Genomic DNA, 21,903 nt, shown 5'->3' on the forward strand with positions numbered 1-21,903 from the left:
CTTTACTTTATCGGCATCATTTACTACATCATGACTAATGCGGTAATTCCTATTACCAAAGCGGGTGAGTGGAGAACAGTGATTGATGTAATCGCCGTTAGCACTTATGTCATCGCAGGATTACCATTAGTTTGGATTGCCCTACAAGAACTAGGGTTAGTTAATAAGGGGCTAGATCAAATGGCAAAGTTAAAGATCCATGCTATTTGCGTAGCGTTATTTTTAGTATTTGGTCATGTGGCAATGATTTCAGGAATGCTTGATCCTGCGATATTAGGCTACCAAGCTCCGCGTTCAATGGAGATGAATCATGAAGCGCCAGCAGAGCATGCGGGTCATATGAAGTAAGTATTTAAGGTGGATTAGACATCCTCGGCCCTGGTGGATTCTGCCCCGGGCCACCAAGATTTAAATAATGCCCTGCTTCGTGCGGGGCATTTTCTTTTGGTCGGGTGGATGAGATGATCACTTGACAAAGCGTACGCTTTTGCGTACTATTTTGAAAAGGAGCGAAATCATGACCACATTAACCGCAAGCGAAGCTCGAGCAGGCCTCTACCGATTGATTGATCAAGCGGCAGAGTCACACAAGCCAATAGTCATTTCTGGTAAGCGAGCAAATGCTGTTTTAGTTTCTGAAGAAGATTGGAGCGCTATTCAGGAGACGCTTTATCTATTGGCAATTCCAGGAATGCGTGAGTCAATTAAAGACGCTATGGCTGAGCCTATTACTAAAAGCAAAAGGGCATTGAAGTGGTGACTTGGAATTTAGCTTATTCCAAATATGCCATTAAGGACGCTAAAAAACTATCCGCCGCAGGTCTTAAAGATAAAGCGCAGACTTTATTGGATATTTTAGAAGTAGACCCCCTCCAAAATCCGCCGCCTTATGAGAAGTTAGTTGGCGATCTAAAAGGGGCTTACTCACGGAGAATTAATATTCAACATCGCTTAGTTTATGAAATTTTGCGCAAGGAGAAGACGGTTCGAATCTTAAGAATGTGGACTCACTACGAATAAAGTAGGCATTAGTCTAAGTGTGGATGTGGGCATCCTGTAGCCATGGTCTATTCCGTCCCGGGCCACCAAGAATGACCAAAACCACCTTCGGGTGGTTCTTTCATTTGGGAGCAAAGAACCAGATTTCCTAGGGGGTATGATTTGGTATACCAAAGGGACATTTATGAGCGAAATGACAAACCAAAACAGTATCGAAGCCGAAGCGCAGGCATTAGAGCGCCTTGCGGTCAAAATGATCCAGGATAAAAATTGGAATGCCCTAGAAAAAATGCTCGATCCAGTCTGCCAATTTGTTAATTCAAATGGCGCCTATGATCGTGAGAGTGCTATGTCATTAATGCGGGAAATGAATCTTGGTCCGGTGGACTTTAAAGACTTTAAGGTAACGCAGGCTCAAGATACCCTTATCGTTAGTTTTTGGCTTGCCGCTATTGAAGATCGTAATGGCGCAGCGCTCTCCTTAGAATATTTCCCTCGTTTAAGTGTTTGGAGAAAGGGCGATTCCCAGTGGCAATGTATTGCATATGCTGATTTAATTTCAGAAAAAATGCCCAAATAGATTCAAGCATCCTAGCGCCTGGATCGATTCTGCTCCAGCCACCAAGAAAACACCAAAACCACCTCAGAGTAGTTGTTGCTTCGCTTAAAAGAGTGCTGGAAGCTATTAAAGCAAGATCTAGGGAATGGGGTGCGCGACGTTTGTGAGTGGGAACTAGTTATCCCCAGTCCTATCAAAGATTGTATTGGTTCGAGTTAGCGCTTGGTTTAATCATTACCAAGACCAGCTTCAAGATAGATTCTGACTAGGTCCTGCAAGGAATCTGCACGCATCTTCTCCATAACTCTTGCCTTGTGAACTTTGATGGTGGCATCAACTATCCCCAACTTTACTGCAGCTTCTTTATTTAATAGGCCTTTGACCAATAATTCACAAACCTCTTTTTCCCTTGGCGTTAGAGTTCGAAAACATTTTTTGGCATCCAATTCTTTAGTCAGTCGAATCAGCCGTCGCTTATCAAGCTCAAGAGCGTCGCTCACTGCCACCAATAAATCTTCGAGATTAAACGGCTTGAATAAGAAATCAATCGCCCCATTTTTGAGCCCTGCCACAATTTGACTAGGATGACTTTGGCCGCTGATGAAAATAATAGGCGTTCTACGACCTAGATCTAATAGCTTTTGTTGCAGCTGAACACCCGTCATGTCAGGCATTTGCATATCTAAAAGAATCACGGCTGGAGAAATCGGGAGAGATTCTTCCAAAAAACTAATACCAGATTGGTAATGATTTACGGTATAACCTACTTCGCTTAGCATTCTAGAAAACGAGATGCGCATTGACTCATCGTCATCGATTATGTAGACATGCCCAGATTTAATCATAAAAATAATGTTGTCTAAGTTATTAATAAGCCAATTTAAAATAATGCAAATTCGATGGATATTAGCCTAAGAGCTAGGTCACGCCAATTCAAAATATCGTTTTAGATTCCTTCTATTTATACTTTTCTCAGGGTAGTAATATTCCAGGAAATGAAGTACGCTATCGAACTTTTCTTCGCTCTTACGGCCATCATCTATTGGGGCTTAGCTATTGGTTCCAAACATTTAATTCCAACAAAGAAGATTACCCAGCCCGAGGTATTTTGGTATGTGGCGCTATGTTCGTAATTGAATCACCAGCGAGCCAGCCTTCCAGCTATAAACCCAGCGCACAAAAAATAGTATTGACTAATTTTTTTAGAAATCGCCAACCTAAGATTGAGTTTGAAAAGTAGGGGCAAAAGGGGCTCATCGGAAAAGATTGGTGAATGTTTGAGCTGATAGCCTCGCTCCGTTCAGCACCTAAAAATTATTAAATTTACTTGCCGATGGTTGATTAATACTAGATATTCTATTTATTCATGGCGTCATGCATAAAAAATAAATTAAAGGTAAAGTGATCATGTAATTTAATAAGGAGACTGAAATGAATCGTATTAAAAGTGTATTAATTGGTTTGATCGCTACAGCTGCATTAGCTGCGTGTGGCTCTATGATGGGTGGAGCAATGGCGCCTTACACCAAAGTAGACAATGGCATGCTGGTGGGTAGCAACAATATGACTCTGTATACCTTTGACAAAGACGCTGCTGGTTCAGGCAAGTCTGCGTGTAATGGCCCATGTGCCACTAATTGGCCACCACTGTTGGTTGATGGTAGCGCAGCAGCATCAGGTGACTATTCTGTTATTACTCGTGAAGATGGCAAGAAGCAATTAGCGTATAAAGGCAAGCCCCTGTATTTCTGGGCTAAAGATACTAAGCCAGGAGATAAAACTGGTGACGGCTTCTTAAATGGCGCTTGGCATATCGTAAAGATGTAATAGTGTCAGCGCAGGAATAAATATCCTGCGCCTCGGTGGCACACTGAGTAAATAATGCCCTGCTGACGCGGGGCATTATTTTTTGATCCAGCGAGTTTAAATTATCTAGATTAGGATGAGACTTTAATTCACAAAGTAAATAAGCAAATTCATATGAGTCAATTCAATCGAAGCGTTCTGACCTTAATTATTGCGCTCTGCAGCTTATTAACAGTGTCCCAAGCTGAAGCAGCCCTAGTCGATAATTTAAAAGATGGACAACATGTATTGTTAATGCGGCACGCAGATGCGCCGGGTTATGGAGATCCAGCGGGCTATGTAATAAGTCAGTGCGCGACCCAACGTAATTTAGGTGATTATGGAAAAAATCAAGCCAAAGCGATTGGCTCTTGGCTAAGTAAGCAAGGAATAGACAAAGCGCAAGTGTTCAGTAGCCCTTGGTGTCGATGCTTGGATACCGCACAGCTTCTGAATTTGGGTTTTGTAAAAACAGAATCATCACTGGGCTCTTTCTTTGACGATATAAGTCTAGAAAAGAAACAAACAAAAGAATTAAGACAATTAATTAAAAGCGAATTAGATAGGCAAACAAAAGAACCCATTATTCTCGTTACACATCACGTGAATATTCAGGCATATACTGGCAAAGTTGTTGACGCGGGTGATATGGTTTTAGTTAAAGTAAATAAGAATGGGGAGTATCTTTCCCATGTAATTTACCCAAGCCCTAAACCACGGGGCGACAGTAAATACTAATTGGAGAAATTTATGAAATATCTATTTATGACGTTTTTACTGCTAGCGTCTTTAATCGGAGGCTCATGGGCTGCAGACACCGCCCCGATTGCATCGGATCCAGCCTGGTTAACTGAGGCAAGGGCAAGCATTAAGGCCGAAAAATATGATCAGGCGATTAAGCAGTTACAAAGCGCCAATGACACAAGTTCAGCTGACTGGAATAATCTTTTGGGCTATAGCCTACGCAAGAAGCGCCCACCAGATTTAGCAGGGGCAGAAAAGTACTATGAAGCCGCTTTAAAAATTGATCCAAATCATCGTGGTGCCCTTGAGTATTACGGGATGCTCAAATTAATTAATAATGATCTGCCTGGAGCTGAGGCATTATTGGCAAGATTAAAGAAGGTCTGTACTTTTGGCTGCGAGGAATATTCTGATTTAAAAGAGGCTGTACAAAAATATAAGTCGAAAAAGTAGGACTTAGAAATCAGCAGGATTAGTTAATTTTATTACTGGATGCCAAGAAACATCAAAACCATCTTCGGATGGTTTTTCATTAGCCGCATTTATGCAGGTTAATTGCACAAAGCTTATGAATAAATCAAAAACAAGTTATTAAGGATGCTTAATGAAAGACTGGTTATACCGACGCTCTAATATTTAAATACTGGGACTATTTCTTAGCATCACTGCAATAGCTGGAATTTTGATCCCCTTCCTTTGCAGAATGACAATGAATTATTTTGGTATTGTGATACCAGAGGCTCACAGTCATGGCGAGGCTGAGGTTCAAGTCAATCTGTTTGCCGGCTGCGCAATTTTGCTTATTTTTTTACTGAATGAAAATCAGGTTAATCATCGTCAATTAGAAAGTTCAGCCGCTTTAGAGGCGAGCTACATTAATAGCCTTGACTGTTTACTGCTTCGTTTTGGGCACCCACAAGCAATTGCTTTAAGAGAAGATGCATTCCTTTACATTCAATCCATTGTGGAAGATGAGTGGCCTAATTTGCATAAGGGTATTCAGAGTGACAAAACCCACATGCTTTGGCGCTCCTTATCAAGAAAGCTTATTGCCTTGGATCCAGAAAATTCGCGGCAATCCTTGCTTTATCAAGATATTCTGACTAAAGGCGATCAATTGCCTACTGCTCGTGAGTCTAGGTTGCAGGCATCTGCAGTTGGATTGCCCGATGTATTTTTCTACGCGATTATGGTTTGCATAACGCTATTGCTGATCAGAAATGGCGCAGTGATACAAACGTCCGGGGTCACTATATTAGAGGCCTTGCTACCAATTATGCTCGGCGCCTTGTTGGCATTATTGGTGATTACAGATCGGCCATTTAAGGGGGAGTACTGCGTTCATCCCACGGCCTTTAGAAATGCGATTAAGTCGATAAAGACGCGCACGAGCTAAATTGAGCCGTTAAAGAATGCTCTTACGTTAATTTAATGCAGTCTTGAATCCACGACCTTGGAGTGAAGATATGGGCAAGAGTTAAAACCCAATTAAATCAACCGATATTTAAGGGTTGGACGTATTAGCAGAAATGCAAATATCAACCTGATGCGTAGTATTTTTGTTAAAGTATTATTAGTTACAAAATTAATGAGATAAAAATGATAATCAAAAAAATACTTCTAGTTCTTGCGGCTTTAACCAGCAGTTTGGCGCTTGCGCAAACAGCACCGAATATTGTTGGAACTTGGGAAGCAGTTTCTGCTGTGAGTGCGTCCGGCGGTACCGAGGACCGGCAACAGCGCTCAGTGCTATCTAGCAAAAAAGATGCCGCTATCTTAAAGCTCACTATTACTACTCAAGAAGGCGCAGCCTTCCGAGGCGAGACGGCTTGGCAAGAGGGTATTAAGAATGTGGTAGTAGGAGTGTTTCAAAGAGATGGCAAAACCATCATTATTTCTAGCGACGTGGCAGTGGGCTCAGGATATGTCGAGAACAATGAAATGGAATACTGCAGCGCTAGTGTATTAACAACTAAAAATAGAGCTAGTTGCACCATACTTAAAAAAGTAAAATAAACGGAGGTTTTGCTCAGTACCTCCCCGAGCTTCCTAGAAATACGACAACCACCTACGGGTGGTTTTTTCATTAAAGCAACTCAAAAGCCCCAAACAGCAAATCTTAGTTTGTAGCAAATTAGTCAAAGTTAATCGAAGTAATCAGTTTGATCACCCAGTTATCGCTATTTGCAGTCACACCTTTACCGACGCCGAAATTGAAAGTTGATTTGTCATATTTGGCGTCCATAACTAAGTAAGTGGTATGAGGCTGTTGTGTGAAGTTATATAAGCTTTTGTTCGGTAAGTTATCTGCGTAATACTCTACCCCCACATCAACCGTGCGGGTGATTCCGTAAGCTACTTTAGCTGATGGCGAGAACGTTGCAGAGCTTGTTTTATTGAGCGTGACATCAATACTAGGATTGACGGTAAAGCGCCAGTCTTGTAGTTGAAGGGCTAATATGGGCGTGAACTCATAAAAGGTAGTTTCATTGCCGCCCACATCCTTAATGTAGTTAATTTCATTCTTTACACCATAATGCCAAAGCCCCACCTCATCATGAGTGGGGATATACATATAGCTAATTTTTCCACCGTTGACATAACTCACCCCGTTGTAATTGCTGAGATAAATATTCGCCCCGATTTCACTTTTTTCAGTAATGCCGTAACCGTATTCAAGCCGCATCTGAAACACATCTGTTTTAAGGCTCTGCGACGCCGGAGCTTGAAATAGGTTTGTTTCTAATTCATAGGCGGATTCTTGATAGTTCGCAATCAATTCATCATGAACCTTGATTTCAAAAGGAGCCGCATGCGTAATGCCAGCCATTCCGAATAAGCAGATAAACAATCCACAAGAAGTAAGCGACCTGCAAGAAAAGGACATGATTAGAGCAACTCAATTCCGAAGTGTTTCATCATCATGGCGAACAGTCCAAAGCAAACGATAGTTACCAGCACGCTAGCCCCCATCGTTAGCCAGAAGCCAAACTTTGGGAGCAGGTAAGAGAAAATCAGAAACATGGGTAGCGTTGGAATGACATACCAAAATGTGTAATAGGCGTGGTTGGCTATTTTCTCTTCGCCTTGATTTTCTATAAAAAGCCAAGTGAGAGTAAGTAGCGTCATTACTGGCAATGCTGCTACAAGGCCGCCTAGCCGATCACTTCGCTTGGCTATTTCAGAAATGAAGACAACCATTCCTGCGGTAAGTAGATATTTTGTAATGAGCCAGGTCATCTGGGCCTTAGAGGAATCGGTTAAGCCTTAGTATAAAAGCCGAATAAGATATTTCCGGCTTTTGTCTAATCTGCCTGTGTCTTAAGGTAGTTTTTTTATTTGTTTGGGCGTACAAATCAATTCATGAAATTGATCAAATTATTGCTGATGATCGCCCCTTTATTTTCTGTTTCGGCGCAGGCGCAGATATTAGACGTTTCATATGAGGACGATGCTCCCACTAGAACGCTTCATCTGCCGGCAATGAATCCTCAAGCGGTGGTGTTACTTTTTTCAGGGGGCAGCGGTATCTTACGATTACAAAATGACGGCTCAACTAACAGCCCCCATACTTTTGTGAGATCTAAAGAATTATGGTCTCAATATGGAATTGACGCCGTTCTTGTTGACACTCCCTACGGGCTAGGCGACGGAAGAGGTAACGCAGGATCTACTCGGGACCATCAACAAAGAATTTTTAATGTAGTGAAGTTCTACAAAGAAAAACTGAACTTACCCATTTGGCTATTTGGCCACAGCATGGGAAAGGTTAGCGTTTCAGAATTTGTTAACGGTGGTAAAGGGCAAGCTCAGATGACCAATGGCGTAATTATTGCCGGCACCTATCAAACAGTTTCAATGGAGGAAGATGAAAAACTACCGGTATTGGCAATTCATCATCTTTACGATGGGTGTGCGAGTACTCCCAAATCAACTTCAGAGAGGGTTATCAAGAGCAGACCTAAAGATTCGCGATCTCAACTAATTTTGATTGATGGCGGTATTAGTACGGGTGCTGAGTGTATGTCGTTTTCCCATCATGGCTTTAATCAAAACGAAGAGGCACTGGTTAAAGAGGTCGCGGAATTTATTTTGAAGAAATAGGATTGAGACTCTTTAGTCTTAATCGGTTGCCAAACTTAACTCATATTGAGGGTTTCTACTTAGGCATGATCTTCTAAAAAATAGTTATTCTTAATGCAGGCTTAAATTATTGTGGAAAAGGCGCCCATGAACACAGAGAACTTTAGCAACAGAAGAAAAATTATCACCACGGCATTGGCGGGTGGCGCCAGTACTTTGTTGCCTGCTTGGGCACTTGGAGCTGAAAAGACTACCTTGCCATTCGCTTACGGCGAGCGAGAGCTCATGGCTTTTCCAGAAAAGAAGCCGATGATTGTGCTAACTTCCCGTCCGCCTCAGCTGGAAACGCCATTTAAGTATTTCGATAATCATGTGATTACCCCAAATGATGAATTTTTCGTTCGTTATCACATGGCTGGCATCCCAACCTCAATTGATCCCAGCACTTATAGGTTAAAAGTTGGCGGTAATGTGGAAAAGCCTCTAGAGATTTCTTTAGAAAGCCTGAAGAAGAACTTTCCCTCGCAAAGAATTGTTGCTGTTAATCAGTGCTCGGGGAATAGTCGTGGATTATTTGAGCCCAGAGTGAATGGTGGACAGTTAGGCAATGGTGCGATGGGTAATGCTGCCTGGGTCGGGGTCTCCTTAAAAGACATTCTCAATGCGGTAAACCCCGGAAAGGGCGCAAAGCAAGTATCTTTCAATGGTCTAGATCAGCCAGTGTTACCAAGTGATTCAGACTTTGTAAAGAGTTTGAATATTGACCATGCTATGGATGGCAATGTTATGGTCGCCTATCAAATGAATGGTACGGATATTCCCTTTTTAAATGGTTATCCAATTAAATTAATTGTGCCTGGTTACTATGGAACCTACTGGGTTAAGCACTTGAGTGAAATCAATGTGATCAATGACGTGTATAACGGCTACTGGATGAACCCAGCCTATCGCATTCCCGATAATGATTGCAATTGCGTGGAGCCAGGCAAGGCGCCATCAAAAACAATCCCCATCAATCAATTTACTATTCGCTCTTTTATTACCAACTTTACAGACAGCAGTGTTGTGACCGTTGGGAAGCCTATACAGGCTCGTGGTATTGCCTTTGATGCGGGGTACGGCATTAAGAAGGTATTGTTCTCGCAGGACAATGGCCAAAGCTGGACTGAAGCTAGACTTGGTCAAGATTTAGGGCGTTTCTCCTTTAGAGAATGGCGTACGGAGTTTACGCCAAGACATGCGGGTACCTTAGACTTAAGGGTTAGGGCATTTAATCACGCCGGACAAGTTCAGCCTATGACCGCCACCTGGATGCCCGCAGGTTACATGCGTAACATTGTTGAGACTGTTAAAGTCACTGCGGTTTAAGGAAAAAATATGAAAAAACTAATTTATCTCTTATCCGCGCTTGCCTTGACACAAATTGCACAAGCTAAAACGATTGAGTTGCCAGCGGATACTGTTCTATGGAGACCATCTGATTTGCCTGGTTATGAACTTACCGTTCAACAATGCTCTTCTTGCCACTCTGCTCACTACGCTGAATATCAACCACCTAGCACCGGCGTAGGTTATTGGAACACTCAGGTCTTGAGGATGAAAAACGTGTTTAAGGCTCCAATTACCGATGAAGATGTGCCCGTTATCGTAGATTATCTGAATAAGACGTATGGAGCCAATCGGAAGTAAATTTCAGGCCGGGTTTTAAGGCATTAGGCCATTTAGCCTCTGGTCAGCGAGTGGTCTGAAAGACTAGAGTAAATTGGCATTGTTATGTTTAAAACCATCCTTGCCCTTCCCCGTACTGTTTGGCTGATTGGCTTTATTAGCTTAGTCAATGATTCTGCCAGCGAGATGCTGTATCCATTAATGCCTTTGTATTTAGTGTCGGTTCTGATGGCGGGTCCAAAAACCTTAGGGATTATCGAAGGCGTTGCTGAGGCCACTTCCAGCATTTTCAAATTACTATCGGGCGTCATTGTCGATCGCACCAAAAAAGCCAAGCCCTGGATTGTTTTGGGCTATACGCTTGCCAGTCTAGGCCGTCCTCTTATCGTGATAGCGAATTCATGGATATGGGTACTAGCTATTCGCTTTACTGATCGGATGGGCAAGGGACTTCGTAGCTCCCCTCGAGATGCCCTCTTGGCTGAGAGTGTGAATGAGAATCAACGCGGTGTTACTTTTGGCCTACACCGTTCAATGGATAATGCAGGCGCAGTTATTGGGCCCTTATTAGCGATGCTATTTCTGTCTATGGGTGTGCCACTCAAAGATATTTTTCTGTGGGCGATTATTCCTGGGGCACTGACCATTACGCTGGCTTTATGTATTCAAGAGCCGCAGAGAGGGTCTGCGGCAAAGTCGACTCCATTTAGTTGGTCCTTAGAAGGAATGCCAAATCAATTCAAAAGATATTTAGTGGTAGCTGGAATCTTTGCGTTGGGCAATTCATCTGATATGTTTTTGTTGCTGAGAGCCAGAGAGGTGGGGGTTCCTCAAGAGCAAATCCCCTTGCTGTGGGCGGCGATCTCTTTAATTACCACGCTATTCGGCACGCCACTGTCCGCCCTGTCGGATACTTTCGGGCGCAAGCGATTTATTTTGATTGCTTGGATTGCTTTTGCATTTTTTTACATTTGCATGGGTTTACCAAACATCTCTATTTATCAAATATTTGGACTGTTTGCTATCTACGGCTTATTTAAAGCCGCAACAGAGGGAGTAGAAAAAGCCTTAGTTGCAGACATGGCGCCTAAGGGTTTGGCAGGAACTGCTTTTGGCTGGTTTAACTTAATCACTGGACTCATGTTATTTCCAGCTTCATTTATTTTTGGCTGGGTCTATGAGTCGATTGCCCCTTTGTATGCATTTCTGTTTTCAGGGGCCTGTGCCCTGCTGGCATTTATCTTAATGGCAACTTGGGTGACTAGAGCAAAAGAAAACTAGGTTTGCCAGTCCTTTTGATGTCCTAAATAACTAGCAGTTAAACTAGCCCTTATTCAACCAAAGGCCCTACGCTTTAACAGCGCAAGAGAATACGATGACCGATTTTTATTCCTATGAACCTAAGCACGGCCACGGCCTGCCCCATGATCCATTTAATGCCATTGTGGGCCCACGACCTATTGGTTGGATTTCTTCAATCAGTCAGGCTGGCATAGTTAATTTAGCGCCGTACAGTTTCTTTAATGCATTTAATTACATCCCGCCCATTATTGGTTTTTCTAGCAATGGATATAAAGATACGGTTAAAAATGTAGAAGAGACAGGCGAGTTCGTGTGGAATTTAGTCACCTTCGATTTAGTCGATGCCATGAACCAATCCTGTGCCCCCTATCCTCCTGAGGTCAATGAGTTTGAAGTTGCGGGGCTTGAGCAAGCAAGTTCATCCATCGTAAAGCCGCCAAGAGTAGCAAAGGCGAAAGTTTCATTTGAATGTCAATGCACCGACATTGTTCAGCTCAAAGGAATCTCTGGTGAAAAGATCAAGACCTGGTTCATATTGGGCGAGGTTGTAAGGGTTCATATTGATAAAGCATTGCTCAAAGACGGCATCTACGACACTGCTACAGCAGGCCATGTATTGCGTGGTGGAGGTCCTGGTGATTACTTCACCATTGGCAAGGAGCAGCTCTTTCAGTTAAATAGACCTAAATGAGGTAGTGAGCAGTAATTAATACGCACTTGTAATTTCTTGATCCTGAATGCAAAATTCATTTAAGAACTGAATTTATTGGAGGTCTTTATGAAGCAGTTATTAAAACCCATTGCTCTTTTCATCATTGTTTTGTCTTTGGGTGGATGTCTTGCTAGTACGACTTCACCCGATGGTGTGAATTGTGGTCCTAGCGCGGAAAAGCCTATAATGGATAGGCCATTAGATTGCCAGGGCGGCCGCTAATTTCTTGTACTTCAGCTAGCCCTCAGTCAGGGGCGCTACTCATGGGAATCAAATGCCTTTTGTCAGAATTGATTTAAGCAATAACCATCCGGACGGATTTGCCCAAATTGTTGGTGACACAGTCTATGAGGTGATGCGCACCTGTATTAATGTGCCTGAGGATGATAAGTTCCAAGTCATTACAGAGCACGACAGTGGCGACTTAGTCTTTCCCCTAAGTTACCTCGGGATTCGTTATACGGCAGACATCATTTTTATTCAGGTGACCTTGAATATTGGCAGAACGACAGAGATGAAGAAGCTGTTTTATAAAGCAGTGTGCGATAGCTTGGTAAAAAAACTCCAAGTGCGACCCCAAGACATCATTATCAATCTAGTCGAAGTCCAAAAAGAGAATTGGTCATTCGGCAATGGTGAGATGCAATACGCTCCCAGCGAATAGTGCTGTAGCTGCTTGCTGATAGTATGAACATAACAGCATATTTAATATTAAATAAGGCAGCATGAACACACCCAACTATGATTTTGACTTGTTTGTAATCGGTGGAGGGTCAGGCGGCGTGCGCGCAGCGCGGATTGCCAGCCAATTAGGTGCACGAGTAGCCATTACCGAAGAGTATCAATACGGCGGCACATGCGTGATCCGTGGCTGCGTGCCTAAAAAATTAATGGTGTATGCATCCCACTTCTCGGAGACGTTTGAAGATGCCAAGGGTTTTGGCTGGTCCTTCGGGGAAATGACCTTTGACTGGAAGAAGTTAATTCAAGGAAAAAATCAGGAGATTGCGCGCTTAAGTTCGATCTACGAACAAAACTTACTAGCTGCGAACGTAAGCACCTTTAAAAGCCACGCAACCGTTGTTGATGGACATACAGTGGCACTTGATGGTCCTGAGCCAAAAAGCATTACCGCTAAATATATTTTGTTGGCAACGGGCGGCCATCCCAATTTACCCCAAATTGCAGGAATTGAATTTGCCATTAGCTCAAATGAAGTGTTTTATCTGACTAGTCAACCAAAGCATATTGTGATTGTGGGCGCTGGTTATATCGCATTAGAATTTGCAGGAATCTTTAATGGCTTGGGCACTAAGGTAACCATTATTCATCGCGGCCAAGACATTCTAGGCCCCGGCTTTGATAGGGGTTTGCGCACACACATCAAAGAGGAAATGATTACAAAGGGAATTGAATTTAAATTTTCTTGTGAGTTAAGCCGTATCGAACAAAATGACAGTGGCGGCTATTCAGTTCATCTTCAGTATGACCAAGGCGCATTGCATGAGATCGACCAAATCCTTATGGCAACCGGACGATCACCCAATGTTCGCAATCTCATTGATGGCAGCTTAGGCATTTGCCTGACACATCAGGGCGCAATTCACGTTGACCCTTATGGAAAATCTTCTGTCGATTCAATTTATGCAGTAGGGGATGTTTCTAGTCGGGTTGCTTTGACGCCAGTAGCCATTAGAGAAGGAAATGCCGTAGCTCAGACCCTATTTGGCCAAGGGCCCATGGCAGTTGACTTATCGCAAGTCCCCAGCGCGGTATTTACGCAACCCCCTATTGGGACGGTTGGATTAACTGAAGAAGAAGCCCTGAAGCAATATAAAACAGTCGATGTTTATGAGGCACACTTTAAGCCTCTGAAAAGCGCAATATCAGGCCGACACGAGAAGGTCTTCATGAAGTTAATCGCTGAAGTTGGCACGCAAAAAATCTTAGGTGCTCATATGATTGGTGAAGAGGCGCCAGAAATTATCCAGGCAATCGCAATCGCCTTAAAAATGGGCGCGACCAAGCAAGACTTTGATGCCACGATTGCGGTTCATCCCACGGTCGCAGAAGAATTTGTCACTATGAAAACAGCGGTTAGAAAAACACTCTAAGCCAATCAGCTTTGTAGTAGTTTTGTCACTTCCTTGATGTAGAATTTGAAGTAATTACATCTAGATCAGAATTGAAAAAAATACTATTCATCGCTTGCTTAATATGGGCCACCTCGAGTGTTGCTCAGTCAAGCCACTTCACAGGATTTAGTTTATCGCTGGATTACGCCGATAACGGGTTCGACGATACTTCGACCCCTGGCGGGCATTCATACAGTCAAAATGGTGTGCCTAGTGTGACGGCGCAATATTATCTGCCAGTAAACGAGCGTTTTGTAGCAGGCCCTTATGCTTCTTACGACTTAGCAAGCACAGACACTTCTCATATACAGGGCGCTGCTAATCATCCTTTTGAAACGGGCATCAAAGTGGGTTACGCCGTCAGCGATCAGTTGTTGGCGTACCTTAAGTTAGGCTATTCATTTTCACAATTTGTACAGCCCAGTGGATATGACTCATGGATGCACGGACCGTCTTACGGCATTGGCGCAGACTATCTAGTCACGGAGCATATTTTCGGCAGAGTGGAAGTGAGCCAACAAAACTACAACACCTTGCGCTGGAGCGATGGCTCCAGCGATAAATGTATTATTTCAAGTTATGGCGTTGCGATTGGATATTTGTTTTAATTCTGACCAGATCACCGCCTTTATTAAGGTATAAAATCTGATCTATGTTAATTCGTAGTAAAACAATTACCCTAGCCATATGCTTCTTTTTGATCGCATTCAAGGTGATGGCCTCAGGAATTTTTATTCAAGCGGCGCTTGAGCGAGCATCCTCTGCCGGCACCCCTGTAATCAGCATGATTGCTCCTGAGGGCTCGAGCGCCAATCAATCTAATGATGCCAAACATCATCAAGTGAGCTCTTTAAACCTGATGAGTCACGTTACTGCTAATTTATGTAATGCCAATACCACCCTGCTTATTCTTCAGTTGTGGTCGATCCCATCCGCAATTTCGAAATCTTCCGTATTTAAGCAAAACTTTCCCGACAGCGCCTTTAAGCCCCCAAAAGTAATGGCCTAAATTTTCTGGAGCGGGATTGATCATTCTTTGATCAATCCTCATGAATAGCCTGACTAAATATATTTAGTCACAATGAGGATTCTTAACATGTCAAAGTACGTAAATGTATTAACAATGGCACTTATCGCCCTGTGTATTTCTGCCTGTAGTAGCGTGAAATTAGATGACACAAACGGTGTTGCTTCAGTCAACGCATCAAGCGGAATAACTTACGATCCTATAAGCGATCCCAAGTCAAGTGTTTACGGTAAGCGCACTATTTATTTTGCTTTAGATAGCTACACTATTGATCCAAAATACGCACCCCTTCTTTCTGCCCACGCTGGATACCTAAAGTCTTTTGAGAAGGAAAGAGCTTCGATCATTATTCAGGGAAATACCGATGATCGAGGAGCTGCAGAATATAACTTGGCACTTGGACAGAGACGATCCGAGGCGGTTAAAAAGGCTTTAATCGGCCTGGGAGTTAGCGAGTTTCAGCTAGAGGCCGTGAGTTTTGGTAAAGAGAAGCCCGTCAACCAAGGGCAAAGTGATGCGGCTTATCAAGAAAACCGCCGTGCCGATATTGTCTATCACTAACCCTTGGGCATCTGAGCCCAGTCAGTATCAGATTAGGAAATCAAAATGAAAAAGATTCTCAGCTATATATGCTTATCGACCGTAATTTTAGCTGGCTGCGCTAGCAACAAGTCCAATTCTTCAGATGCAATTTCAGCAAGTAATGATGGCTTACAAAAACAGGTACAGGCAGTTCAGCAAAAAATGTCAGCCTGTATTGCAGACGTCAATAAAACTGAGGATGCGAAGTATGTTGATAGTTATGTCATTGCAATAACGCCGAACAACCCCAATGCAAAAAAATTATTTAACTCTGCTGACTTCATTACGGATGAACAGGCAACGATCTTAAAAAGATTTAAGGACTCAACCTTGCAGTGTCGGGGTATTACCAAAGAGCTACCAAAGCCTGAAATGGTTGCGGTGTACGAGTACTACTACTCAAAAGTTGATGATGTCTATGCCGATCTAATAAGCAAAAGAATCACCATTGGCGTGGCAAACCAAGAAAGAAGTATGCGCATTCAATACACCAGAGAAAAATGGGCGGCAGTAATGAAAGCGCAGAAGGCAAGCTAAATTTTAGTAAATTTTGTAGATGACTTAAGACAATCAGCCCTCATGAAGGGCTGATTGTGAAAGTTTTCACTAAATAATTTTATTGCCGCGCTTGGACTGGGCAATCGCTATATTAGTCCTCTAAAAGACTTCTCAGCATCCAAGCTGTTTTCTCATGAATATCTTGTCGTTGCGTTAGCAAATCAGCCGTGGGTTGATCTTTGGCTTTTTCAACAACTGAGAAGAGCTTACGTGCAGTGCGTGCAGTGCTCTCTTGTGCCTTAATTAAGAGCCTAACCATTTCCATCGCCTTGGGTGTTCCTGCCACTTCCTCAATAGAGGTGAGTTTTGCAAACTCCTTATAGGTTCCAGGCGCATGCTCACCCAAAGCACGAATGCGTTCTGCAATTAAATCTAATGCCGCCCATTGCTCGGTGTATTGCGCCATAAACATGGTGTGCAAGGTGTTGAAATGAGGACCCGTTACGTTCCAGTGGAAATTGTGGGTCATGAGATATAAAGAATAACTATCTGCTAATAAGGCGGATAGGCCTTGGGCAATTGCTTTGCGATCTTTTTCGTTGATACCAATATCGATTGCATGCTTCGCTGATTTAGTGCTCATTCTGTTCTCCAAACGTTTGCTGATTGTGTTGATTGATTATTTAACAGTGATTTCAATACTTTTTGATAACTTGCTGCCATAAGATTGATGGGCACCATTGGCAAATTGCAGGGTCAGCTTGTATTTTCCTGGCGGCAAGGCCACTTCAGTCTCAGTTTGACCTTTGCCGAAATGAATATGCGTTTCATCAAATGGAATGACATTTCCCTCCGGAATGCTTGCCGCATTAATCAGTAGATGATGATGCCCTGTGTTCTGGGCCATATCTCCCGCAGGAGCTACGGTCATACCCTTGACTGCAAAAATGACTTTAAATGGACTGCTTACGGTGGCGCCCTCTTTCGGCTCTACAAAGTCTACTGACTGCGCAAAAGCAAAATGGGTAGTAAAGGCTAATAGTGCGCCTAAGATCAAGGATTTCATTTTCATGGGTTTATCTCACATTCAAGTGGGTTAGAGGGCTTAAGTCAGCGACAAGTCGACTTCAACATTGGTGCGGGTATACGCGGCGCGTGAAACTTTTTCTCATGCTGTAGTCATGCAGCTTCCTATGGATGGATGGGCCTTCTAATGTGATTCCGTGGATAATACGCCCCATATTACTGTTCTTTGTGGTGTGATGGTTGTCTTTAAATGAAGAGTAATGCTGACGAAAGTAAGCAAAATAACCCCCATTTCCAGCAAAAATCCTAGGGATTCCCCTCACAGAGAAACGGAATAAATCTAGTAAAGTCACAAATATGACACGCATTTTTAAAGGGTAAAAGTATGTTTCAGTTTCTAAATAAAGAAAAAACCATTGCAGGTCCTGGCTTTAATCGCTGGCTTGTTCCGCCCGCCGCTTTGGCGATTCATTTATGTATTGGTATGGCCTACGGTTTCTCGGTGTTTTGGCTACCCTTATCCAAAGCACTTGGGGTATCGCAAGGTCTCACCGAGCGGATTAAGTGCGGCGCAGATGACGGCTTTTTTGCCCAACTCTTCACCACGACTTGTGATTGGCAAATTTCTACCTTGGGTTGGATGTACACCTTGTTTTTCGTCTTTCTTGGTATTTCAGCAGCGATTTGGGGTGGTTGGTTAGAGCGCGCTGGCCCTAGAAAAGCTGGCTTTGTAGCGGCAATTTGCTGGTGCGGCGGCATGCTGTTTTCAGCCCTTGGTGTTTACCTTCACCAGTTCTGGATGATGATTTTGGGCTCCGGAATTATTGGCGGTATTGGCTTGGGACTCGGCTATATTTCTCCCGTTTCCACTCTTATTAAATGGTTCCCAGACCGTCGCGGTATGGCGACCGGTATGGCCATTATGGGCTTTGGTGGCGGCGCAATGATCGGTTCACCATTAGCCGCTATGTTGATGAAAAACTTTTCCTCTGCAACCAGTGTGGGCGTGGCACAAACCTTTGTCGTGATGGCATTAGGTTATTTCGTGTACATGGTCAGTGGTGCAATGGGTTACCGCATTCCTGCAAGCGATTGGAAACCAGCGGGCTGGACTCCTCCTGTGGCGCAAGCCAGTAACGCCATGATTACGCAGCGAAGTGTGAACGTTAAAAAAGTATGGGGCATTCCACAATTTTGGTTGGTATGGGTTGTGTTGTGCATGAACGTCTCGGCAGGCATCGGGGTGATTGGCATGGCTTCACCAATGTTGCAAGAAGTCTTTGCGGGCAGCTTGATTGGTGTCAGCGCAACATTTACCGAGTTAGATAAAGTACAGCTCACGGCGATTGCGGGAATTGCTGCCGGCTTTACGGCTTTACTCAGCTTGTTCAATATCGGTGGCCGTTTCTTTTGGGCAAGCTTGTCAGATAAGCTCGGTCGAAAGTTGACCTACACCATCTTCTTCATCTTGGGCGCGGGTCTGTACTTCAGCGTTCCAAGTAGCGCTGCTGCAGGTAGCCTGGCTTTATTCGTAGGCGCCTTCTGCCTTATCTTAAGTATGTACGGTGGTGGCTTTGCTACTGTCCCAGCCTACTTAGCCGATTTATTCGGAACACAAATGGTGGGCGCTATCCATGGTCGCTTGCTGACGGCTTGGGCAACTGCGGGTATTTTGGGGCCAGTTGTAGTGAACTATATGCGTGACTACCAGTTGAGCTTAGGAATCCCAAGAGCTCAGGTTTACAACCAAACAATGTACATCTTGGTGGGCATGTTGGTTGTGGGTTTAATTTGTAACTTGATGATTCGTCCAGTTGCAGATAAGTGGTTCATGACGGATGCCGAATTGGCTGAAGAGAAGCGCTTGGCACACGAGAAGTCCTTGGGATCAATAGTGAAGGGTGAGGGTGGTAATGAGCACACTTCTAGTATTACCGTCTATCTCGCTTGGGCCGCAGTCGTAGTTCCGCTGTCATGGGGTGTATATAAAACCATCTTGAGCGTAATGAAGTTATTCGCATAATATGTAATTCATGCATGACTGATGAGTTGGAGCCACCCTGCGGGGTGGCTCTTTTATTTTGGCGCCAAGATGAATGAGCGCATGCTCCAAACTGACATAAAGCTCGCCTACACTCCCATCATGAAATTGATCTTGTCATTTTTGTTGAGCTTTATGGCCAGCATGGCCTTTGCCCAAAATGTCCCCACTCCAAATGATCTAAAGGTAAGTGTTAGTCGGGTTGGGGGAAAGTTTCAGGTGAGCGCAAGTTACCAAGTCCCCATTACCTTATGTGGCGCCTATGCATTTTTGACGGATTACGAAGGCGCTAGAAATATTCCTGGCATCGTTGAATCTAAGATCATTGCTAGGGAAGGGAATAAGGTGAAGGTGGCGAGAACGGTTGAAGAGCGTATTTTATTGATCCCCATTGAATTACACTCCGTTGTGGAATACACCGAATCCCTTAATCAAGGCCTCGCTTTTGAGCAAATTAGCGGTGATGCTAAATACTACAAAGGAACTTGGAGTATTGCGGCGGATGGAGAGTTAACCCTCTTCAAATACCAAGGCGCATTTGAGCCTCAGTCGAGCATGCCAAATTTTGTCATTGAATATTTCATCAAAAATAGCATGCGGGATCGTTTTCTACGCATGGCAGAAAGGGCAGCGCAAAAGAGCGACTCGCTAAGCCTTGCGTGTAGGTCATGAAGCAGGCCGTCAGCAGCAGTGCTCCCTCAAGCATCGAAATGGAAGAAGGCGAGGTTTTCTTTTGGTGCACGTGTGGCAAAAGCCAAAAGCAGCCTTTTTGTGATGGTTCGCACAGGGCGTCAGGCAAGAATCCCTTACGGGTTGTGGCGTTGGAGACAAAAGTAGCCCTCTTTTGTAACTGCAAGCAGACCTCAAGCCCCCCTTTTTGCGATGGAAGCCACCTAAACCAAGCCAAAAAGTAGTTATTTATGTTGCTTTGCAACAAATTAACTTGTTTTGTAGTCCGTATCTAGTTAATATGATGCAGTGCAGCATATTAATCGACTCTCATTAAAGGAAAATCATGTTTAAGAATCAATTTGCAGAAAATCAAGCGAAGACCCTTGAAAACGCCCAAGCCTTAGGCCAATCCGCCCTTGAAAGCGCTCAAGAATTAGCTGAAATTAGCTACAAAGCTGCTCAGCAGGTAGTAAGTTCAGCTCAAGAAAAAGCAACTGAACTGATGAATAGCAAAGATCCAAAAGCAGCTTTAGATTTATTGCAAAGCACTGAAGTACAAGGCGCGATTGCTCAAGTTGCTGAGTATCAGAAAAAAATTACCACTGTATTGCGCCGTGGCAATCAAGAGCTCGTGCAAGCAGTAGAAGGTGCAATTGAGCAATCACAAGAAGATTTAAAGAATTTTGTTGCAACAGCTAGTGCAAAAGCACCTGCTGGATCAGAGGCTTATGTAAGGGCTTTTACAAATGCATTTAACGCAGCAATGCAAAACTTTGATCAAGTGCGCTCTTCAGCGCAAGATGCATTTACTAACTTTGAGAAGAACATGGAATCAGTAATGAAAACTGCTCAAAGTCAGGCAACTCAAGCTAGCAAGAAGTGAAAAGGCTAAGTTGAGCAAGATGCATTTGTGAAATACAAAGCAGCAAACAAAAACCCCGTTATACGGGGTTTTTTTATTGGTGGCACTTACTTTGACCAAGCGAATAAAAATGGTCAAATCTCTCAATTAAGCTATATTAGGAAGAAGATTCTCAGGATAACTTTTAATAAAAACAACAAAGGAAACTATGTCACATCACGACAAACTCATCGAAGCCTTCGCGACCTATCAAGCTGAGCACGAGAAGTTTCAAGACAAGGGCGTGAAAGCATCAGCTGCTCGCGCGCGCAAGGCGCTCCAAGAAATCGCAGGTTCATGCAAAGAGCGCCGTAAAGAAATTACCGAGCAAAAAGAAGCAATGGAAGAGAAGTCAAAAGGTGACGGCATGTCTCAAGACGCAGCACGTCATGCCCATATTCGTAAATAAAGAATCTTAAAAAAATCTCTTTCGGGGAAGCCTGGTGCTAAAGCTCCAGGTTTCCGAGAGCAGGGTCATTCAGGTGACGCGTATCGGCCCAACGCTCTGTTGACCAAGACGCACCGTTATGACTAAGCCAGTTGAGAGAAGCATTCGGCATGGCAACTTGTCGCGGCGTATCTAAGGCTTGGCCGGTAGCAATGCGGTACATCATGTCAATACACCCGCCGTGGCTTACCAAAATAACGGTTTTTCCAGCATGATTTAATCGAATGCTTTCCAAAGCGTTTTCAATGCGCCGTGCAAACTGCAGAATACTTTCACCACCTTCTAATTCATGGTCAATGGTGCGAGCAATGTGCGCACGCCACAGGTCTGGTTTAAGGATAGGTGCTTCGGTAACGGTTAACCCTTGGAGTGCACCAACATTTCTTTCGCGCAGTTCGGGCATGGTGATAAATGAGGTGTTTAGCTTTTTAACAATAGCCTGAGCAGTATCCTGAGCGCGTTTAAGATCACTACTGTAAAGCTGGTCAACCTGCAGTTGCGATGCTTGCAGGGCTATTGCGACCTGCTCAGCTTGCTCAAGTCCGCGGGGGTTTAGATCAATATCAGTGTGACCCTGCAGTCGACCTTCCGCATTCCAAGGCGTTTCACCATGACGAATTAGACAAATGCGAGTTGGGTTCATGGTGTGTAGTGAGTGGAA

General features: G+C 43.7%; 32 protein-coding genes. 26 read left to right on the forward strand and 6 right to left on the reverse strand.

The features are described 5' to 3' along the window. From CP950_RS09885 to CP950_RS00020, 4 genes are all read left to right on the forward strand, one after another. Positions 1-348 (forward strand): DUF6803 family protein (locus CP950_RS09885; protein WP_207760165.1); only part of this gene is annotated, 348 nt, incomplete at its 5' end. A 169-nt stretch (positions 349-517) separates the two neighbouring features. Next, positions 518-760, forward strand: a complete 243-nt coding sequence (locus CP950_RS00010; protein ID WP_096671823.1) for a type II toxin-antitoxin system Phd/YefM family antitoxin — start codon at positions 518-520, stop codon at positions 758-760. Then, complete coding sequence (locus tag CP950_RS00015) at positions 757-1,020, forward strand: Txe/YoeB family addiction module toxin (protein ID WP_096672370.1); 264 nt, start codon at positions 757-759, stop codon at positions 1,018-1,020. Before CP950_RS00010 ends, CP950_RS00015 begins: the two co-directional genes overlap by 4 nt. 163 nt (positions 1,021-1,183) lie before the next feature. Next, entirely contained in the window at positions 1,184-1,579 is a 396-nt protein-coding gene (locus CP950_RS00020; RefSeq protein ID WP_165766379.1) for a nuclear transport factor 2 family protein, read from the forward strand. 206 nt (positions 1,580-1,785) lie between these two features. Here CP950_RS00020 and CP950_RS00025 read toward each other — a convergent pair whose 3' ends face one another. Beyond that, positions 1,786-2,403 carry a response regulator transcription factor gene (locus tag CP950_RS00025; protein WP_096671825.1) on the reverse strand — a complete coding sequence of 206 codons (618 nt, stop codon included), beginning with the start codon at positions 2,401-2,403 and terminating at the stop codon, positions 1,786-1,788. A gap of 586 nt (positions 2,404-2,989) precedes the next feature. Between CP950_RS00025 and CP950_RS00030 the strand changes: the two genes are divergently transcribed. The 5 genes from CP950_RS00030 (at position 2,990) to CP950_RS00050 (ending at position 6,163) form a co-directional block, all read left to right on the forward strand. Beyond that, the gene (locus CP950_RS00030) at positions 2,990-3,385 is read left to right on the forward strand and encodes a COG4315 family predicted lipoprotein (RefSeq protein WP_096671826.1); all 396 of its coding nucleotides are present in this window, start codon (positions 2,990-2,992) and stop codon (positions 3,383-3,385) included. A 153-nt stretch (positions 3,386-3,538) separates the two neighbouring features. Further along, on the forward strand, positions 3,539-4,141 hold the full coding sequence (locus tag CP950_RS00035) for a histidine phosphatase family protein (RefSeq protein ID WP_096671827.1): 603 nt from the start codon (positions 3,539-3,541) through the stop codon (positions 4,139-4,141). A gap of 12 nt (positions 4,142-4,153) precedes the next feature. Then, positions 4,154-4,600, forward strand: coding sequence for a tetratricopeptide repeat protein (locus CP950_RS00040; protein ID WP_096671828.1), 447 nt, complete (start codon positions 4,154-4,156; stop codon positions 4,598-4,600). Between the two features lie 250 nt (positions 4,601-4,850). Further along, complete coding sequence (locus tag CP950_RS00045; protein WP_096671829.1) at positions 4,851-5,543, forward strand: bestrophin-like domain; 693 nt, start codon at positions 4,851-4,853, stop codon at positions 5,541-5,543. Between the two features lie 203 nt (positions 5,544-5,746). Further along, positions 5,747-6,163 (forward strand): hypothetical protein, encoded by a 417-nt coding sequence (locus CP950_RS00050; RefSeq protein ID WP_096671830.1) that lies wholly within the window; start codon positions 5,747-5,749, stop codon positions 6,161-6,163. A gap of 118 nt (positions 6,164-6,281) precedes the next feature. Here CP950_RS00050 and CP950_RS00055 read toward each other — a convergent pair whose 3' ends face one another. Both CP950_RS00055 and CP950_RS00060 read right to left on the reverse strand, forming a co-directional pair. After that, entirely contained in the window at positions 6,282-7,034 is a 753-nt protein-coding gene (locus CP950_RS00055; RefSeq protein ID WP_165766381.1) for a hypothetical protein, read from the reverse strand. Positions 7,035-7,036: 2 nt separating this feature from the next. Continuing rightward, positions 7,037-7,387 carry a DUF3147 family protein gene (locus CP950_RS00060; RefSeq protein WP_096671832.1) on the reverse strand — a complete coding sequence of 117 codons (351 nt, stop codon included), beginning with the start codon at positions 7,385-7,387 and terminating at the stop codon, positions 7,037-7,039. A 123-nt stretch (positions 7,388-7,510) separates the two neighbouring features. Here CP950_RS00060 and CP950_RS00065 point away from each other — a divergent pair, with 123 nt between their 5' ends. The 12 genes from CP950_RS00065 (at position 7,511) to CP950_RS00115 (ending at position 16,193) form a co-directional block, all read left to right on the forward strand. Next, positions 7,511-8,251 (forward strand): alpha/beta fold hydrolase, encoded by a 741-nt coding sequence (locus tag CP950_RS00065; protein WP_096671833.1) that lies wholly within the window; start codon positions 7,511-7,513, stop codon positions 8,249-8,251. Positions 8,252-8,377: 126 nt separating this feature from the next. Continuing rightward, a complete protein-coding gene (gene sorA / locus CP950_RS00070; RefSeq protein ID WP_096671834.1) occupies positions 8,378-9,598 on the forward strand; it encodes a SorA family sulfite dehydrogenase catalytic subunit in 1,221 nt (406 codons plus the stop codon). A gap of 9 nt (positions 9,599-9,607) precedes the next feature. Next, positions 9,608-9,919 carry a SorB family sulfite dehydrogenase c-type cytochrome subunit gene (gene sorB, locus CP950_RS00075; protein WP_096671835.1) on the forward strand — a complete coding sequence of 104 codons (312 nt, stop codon included), beginning with the start codon at positions 9,608-9,610 and terminating at the stop codon, positions 9,917-9,919. Positions 9,920-10,003: 84 nt separating this feature from the next. Then, positions 10,004-11,179: an MFS transporter gene (locus tag CP950_RS00080; protein WP_096671836.1), complete on the forward strand. Its 1,176-nt coding sequence runs from the start codon at positions 10,004-10,006 to the stop codon at positions 11,177-11,179. Positions 11,180-11,273: 94 nt separating this feature from the next. Next, a complete protein-coding gene (locus CP950_RS00085) occupies positions 11,274-11,891 on the forward strand; it encodes a flavin reductase family protein (protein ID WP_096671837.1) in 618 nt (205 codons plus the stop codon). Between the two features lie 87 nt (positions 11,892-11,978). Then, positions 11,979-12,134, forward strand: a complete 156-nt coding sequence (locus CP950_RS09890) for a hypothetical protein (protein ID WP_165766382.1) — start codon at positions 11,979-11,981, stop codon at positions 12,132-12,134. A gap of 52 nt (positions 12,135-12,186) precedes the next feature. Continuing rightward, a complete protein-coding gene (locus CP950_RS00090; RefSeq protein ID WP_096671838.1) occupies positions 12,187-12,576 on the forward strand; it encodes a tautomerase family protein in 390 nt (129 codons plus the stop codon). A 61-nt stretch (positions 12,577-12,637) separates the two neighbouring features. Further along, on the forward strand, positions 12,638-14,026 hold the full coding sequence (gene gorA, locus CP950_RS00095; RefSeq protein ID WP_096671839.1) for a glutathione-disulfide reductase: 1,389 nt from the start codon (positions 12,638-12,640) through the stop codon (positions 14,024-14,026). Between the two features lie 71 nt (positions 14,027-14,097). Continuing rightward, on the forward strand, positions 14,098-14,655 hold the full coding sequence (locus CP950_RS00100) for an outer membrane protein (RefSeq protein ID WP_165766383.1): 558 nt from the start codon (positions 14,098-14,100) through the stop codon (positions 14,653-14,655). 44 nt (positions 14,656-14,699) lie between these two features. Next, positions 14,700-15,056 carry a hypothetical protein gene (locus CP950_RS00105; protein WP_096671841.1) on the forward strand — a complete coding sequence of 119 codons (357 nt, stop codon included), beginning with the start codon at positions 14,700-14,702 and terminating at the stop codon, positions 15,054-15,056. A gap of 87 nt (positions 15,057-15,143) precedes the next feature. Continuing rightward, positions 15,144-15,635, forward strand: a complete 492-nt coding sequence (locus CP950_RS00110; protein WP_207760166.1) for an OmpA family protein — start codon at positions 15,144-15,146, stop codon at positions 15,633-15,635. A gap of 45 nt (positions 15,636-15,680) precedes the next feature. Then, complete coding sequence (locus CP950_RS00115; RefSeq protein ID WP_096671843.1) at positions 15,681-16,193, forward strand: hypothetical protein; 513 nt, start codon at positions 15,681-15,683, stop codon at positions 16,191-16,193. A gap of 112 nt (positions 16,194-16,305) precedes the next feature. On the opposite strand, the gene CP950_RS00120 is transcribed toward CP950_RS00115, so the two are convergent. Together CP950_RS00120 and CP950_RS00125 are read right to left on the reverse strand one after the other, a co-directional pair. Continuing rightward, positions 16,306-16,809, reverse strand: coding sequence for a Dps family protein (locus tag CP950_RS00120; protein WP_419185550.1), 504 nt, complete (start codon positions 16,807-16,809; stop codon positions 16,306-16,308). 24 nt (positions 16,810-16,833) lie between these two features. Beyond that, positions 16,834-17,220: a DUF4399 domain-containing protein gene (locus CP950_RS00125; protein WP_243391902.1), complete on the reverse strand. Its 387-nt coding sequence runs from the start codon at positions 17,218-17,220 to the stop codon at positions 16,834-16,836. Between the two features lie 345 nt (positions 17,221-17,565). Here CP950_RS00125 and CP950_RS00130 point away from each other — a divergent pair, with 345 nt between their 5' ends. The 5 genes from CP950_RS00130 to CP950_RS00150 all read left to right on the forward strand — a co-directional run bounded on the left by CP950_RS00130 (position 17,566) and on the right by CP950_RS00150 (position 21,203). Then, complete coding sequence (locus CP950_RS00130; protein WP_096671846.1) at positions 17,566-19,203, forward strand: OFA family MFS transporter; 1,638 nt, start codon at positions 17,566-17,568, stop codon at positions 19,201-19,203. 21 nt (positions 19,204-19,224) lie between these two features. Next, the gene (locus CP950_RS00135; RefSeq protein WP_243391867.1) at positions 19,225-19,893 is read left to right on the forward strand and encodes an SRPBCC family protein; all 669 of its coding nucleotides are present in this window, start codon (positions 19,225-19,227) and stop codon (positions 19,891-19,893) included. Between the two features lie 38 nt (positions 19,894-19,931). Beyond that, on the forward strand, positions 19,932-20,135 hold the full coding sequence (locus CP950_RS10135; protein ID WP_419185560.1) for a CDGSH iron-sulfur domain-containing protein: 204 nt from the start codon (positions 19,932-19,934) through the stop codon (positions 20,133-20,135). 101 nt (positions 20,136-20,236) lie between these two features. Then, the gene (locus tag CP950_RS00145; RefSeq protein WP_096671848.1) at positions 20,237-20,776 is read left to right on the forward strand and encodes a phasin family protein; all 540 of its coding nucleotides are present in this window, start codon (positions 20,237-20,239) and stop codon (positions 20,774-20,776) included. Positions 20,777-20,963: 187 nt separating this feature from the next. Beyond that, entirely contained in the window at positions 20,964-21,203 is a 240-nt protein-coding gene (locus CP950_RS00150; RefSeq protein ID WP_096671849.1) for a hypothetical protein, read from the forward strand. Between the two features lie 37 nt (positions 21,204-21,240). Here the strand turns inward: CP950_RS00150 and CP950_RS00155 are convergent, their stop codons facing one another. Beyond that, positions 21,241-21,885, reverse strand: a complete 645-nt coding sequence (locus tag CP950_RS00155) for a histidine phosphatase family protein (protein WP_096671850.1) — start codon at positions 21,883-21,885, stop codon at positions 21,241-21,243. Positions 21,886-21,903: the final 18 nt, after the last annotated feature.

The sequence above is a fragment of the Polynucleobacter meluiroseus genome (genome assembly GCF_900205755.1).
GTDB classification, from domain to species: domain Bacteria; phylum Pseudomonadota; class Gammaproteobacteria; order Burkholderiales; family Burkholderiaceae; genus Polynucleobacter; species Polynucleobacter meluiroseus.

What these genes read in the sequence shown, in the direction of transcription:
- CP950_RS00010 (WP_096671823.1), top strand. Translation starts at nt 518, where the DNA reads ATGACCACATTAACCGCAAGCGAAGCTCGAGCAGGCCTCTACCGATTG.
- CP950_RS00020 (WP_165766379.1), top strand. Translation starts at nt 1,184, where the DNA reads ATGAGCGAAATGACAAACCAAAACAGTATCGAAGCCGAAGCGCAGGCA.
- CP950_RS00025 (WP_096671825.1), bottom strand. Translation starts at nt 2,403, where the DNA reads ATGATTAAATCTGGGCATGTCTACATAATCGATGACGATGAGTCAATG.
- CP950_RS00030 (WP_096671826.1), top strand. Translation starts at nt 2,990, where the DNA reads ATGAATCGTATTAAAAGTGTATTAATTGGTTTGATCGCTACAGCTGCA.
- CP950_RS00035 (WP_096671827.1), top strand. Translation starts at nt 3,539, where the DNA reads ATGAGTCAATTCAATCGAAGCGTTCTGACCTTAATTATTGCGCTCTGC.
- CP950_RS00040 (WP_096671828.1), top strand. Translation starts at nt 4,154, where the DNA reads ATGAAATATCTATTTATGACGTTTTTACTGCTAGCGTCTTTAATCGGA.
- CP950_RS00045 (WP_096671829.1), top strand. Translation starts at nt 4,851, where the DNA reads ATGACAATGAATTATTTTGGTATTGTGATACCAGAGGCTCACAGTCAT.
- CP950_RS00050 (WP_096671830.1), top strand. Translation starts at nt 5,747, where the DNA reads ATGATAATCAAAAAAATACTTCTAGTTCTTGCGGCTTTAACCAGCAGT.
- CP950_RS00055 (WP_165766381.1), bottom strand. Translation starts at nt 7,034, where the DNA reads ATGTCCTTTTCTTGCAGGTCGCTTACTTCTTGTGGATTGTTTATCTGC.
- CP950_RS00060 (WP_096671832.1), bottom strand. Translation starts at nt 7,387, where the DNA reads ATGACCTGGCTCATTACAAAATATCTACTTACCGCAGGAATGGTTGTC.
- CP950_RS00065 (WP_096671833.1), top strand. Translation starts at nt 7,511, where the DNA reads ATGAAATTGATCAAATTATTGCTGATGATCGCCCCTTTATTTTCTGTT.
- sorA (WP_096671834.1), top strand. Translation starts at nt 8,378, where the DNA reads ATGAACACAGAGAACTTTAGCAACAGAAGAAAAATTATCACCACGGCA.
- sorB (WP_096671835.1), top strand. Translation starts at nt 9,608, where the DNA reads ATGAAAAAACTAATTTATCTCTTATCCGCGCTTGCCTTGACACAAATT.
- CP950_RS00080 (WP_096671836.1), top strand. Translation starts at nt 10,004, where the DNA reads ATGTTTAAAACCATCCTTGCCCTTCCCCGTACTGTTTGGCTGATTGGC.
- CP950_RS00085 (WP_096671837.1), top strand. Translation starts at nt 11,274, where the DNA reads ATGACCGATTTTTATTCCTATGAACCTAAGCACGGCCACGGCCTGCCC.
- CP950_RS09890 (WP_165766382.1), top strand. Translation starts at nt 11,979, where the DNA reads ATGAAGCAGTTATTAAAACCCATTGCTCTTTTCATCATTGTTTTGTCT.
- CP950_RS00090 (WP_096671838.1), top strand. Translation starts at nt 12,187, where the DNA reads ATGCCTTTTGTCAGAATTGATTTAAGCAATAACCATCCGGACGGATTT.
- gorA (WP_096671839.1), top strand. Translation starts at nt 12,638, where the DNA reads ATGAACACACCCAACTATGATTTTGACTTGTTTGTAATCGGTGGAGGG.
- CP950_RS00105 (WP_096671841.1), top strand. Translation starts at nt 14,700, where the DNA reads ATGTTAATTCGTAGTAAAACAATTACCCTAGCCATATGCTTCTTTTTG.
- CP950_RS00110 (WP_207760166.1), top strand. Translation starts at nt 15,144, where the DNA reads ATGTCAAAGTACGTAAATGTATTAACAATGGCACTTATCGCCCTGTGT.
- CP950_RS00115 (WP_096671843.1), top strand. Translation starts at nt 15,681, where the DNA reads ATGAAAAAGATTCTCAGCTATATATGCTTATCGACCGTAATTTTAGCT.
- CP950_RS00125 (WP_243391902.1), bottom strand. Translation starts at nt 17,220, where the DNA reads ATGAAATCCTTGATCTTAGGCGCACTATTAGCCTTTACTACCCATTTT.
- CP950_RS00130 (WP_096671846.1), top strand. Translation starts at nt 17,566, where the DNA reads ATGTTTCAGTTTCTAAATAAAGAAAAAACCATTGCAGGTCCTGGCTTT.
- CP950_RS00135 (WP_243391867.1), top strand. Translation starts at nt 19,225, where the DNA reads ATGAGTTGGAGCCACCCTGCGGGGTGGCTCTTTTATTTTGGCGCCAAG.
- CP950_RS10135 (WP_419185560.1), top strand. Translation starts at nt 19,932, where the DNA reads ATGGAAGAAGGCGAGGTTTTCTTTTGGTGCACGTGTGGCAAAAGCCAA.
- CP950_RS00145 (WP_096671848.1), top strand. Translation starts at nt 20,237, where the DNA reads ATGTTTAAGAATCAATTTGCAGAAAATCAAGCGAAGACCCTTGAAAAC.
- CP950_RS00150 (WP_096671849.1), top strand. Translation starts at nt 20,964, where the DNA reads ATGTCACATCACGACAAACTCATCGAAGCCTTCGCGACCTATCAAGCT.
- CP950_RS00155 (WP_096671850.1), bottom strand. Translation starts at nt 21,885, where the DNA reads ATGAACCCAACTCGCATTTGTCTAATTCGTCATGGTGAAACGCCTTGG.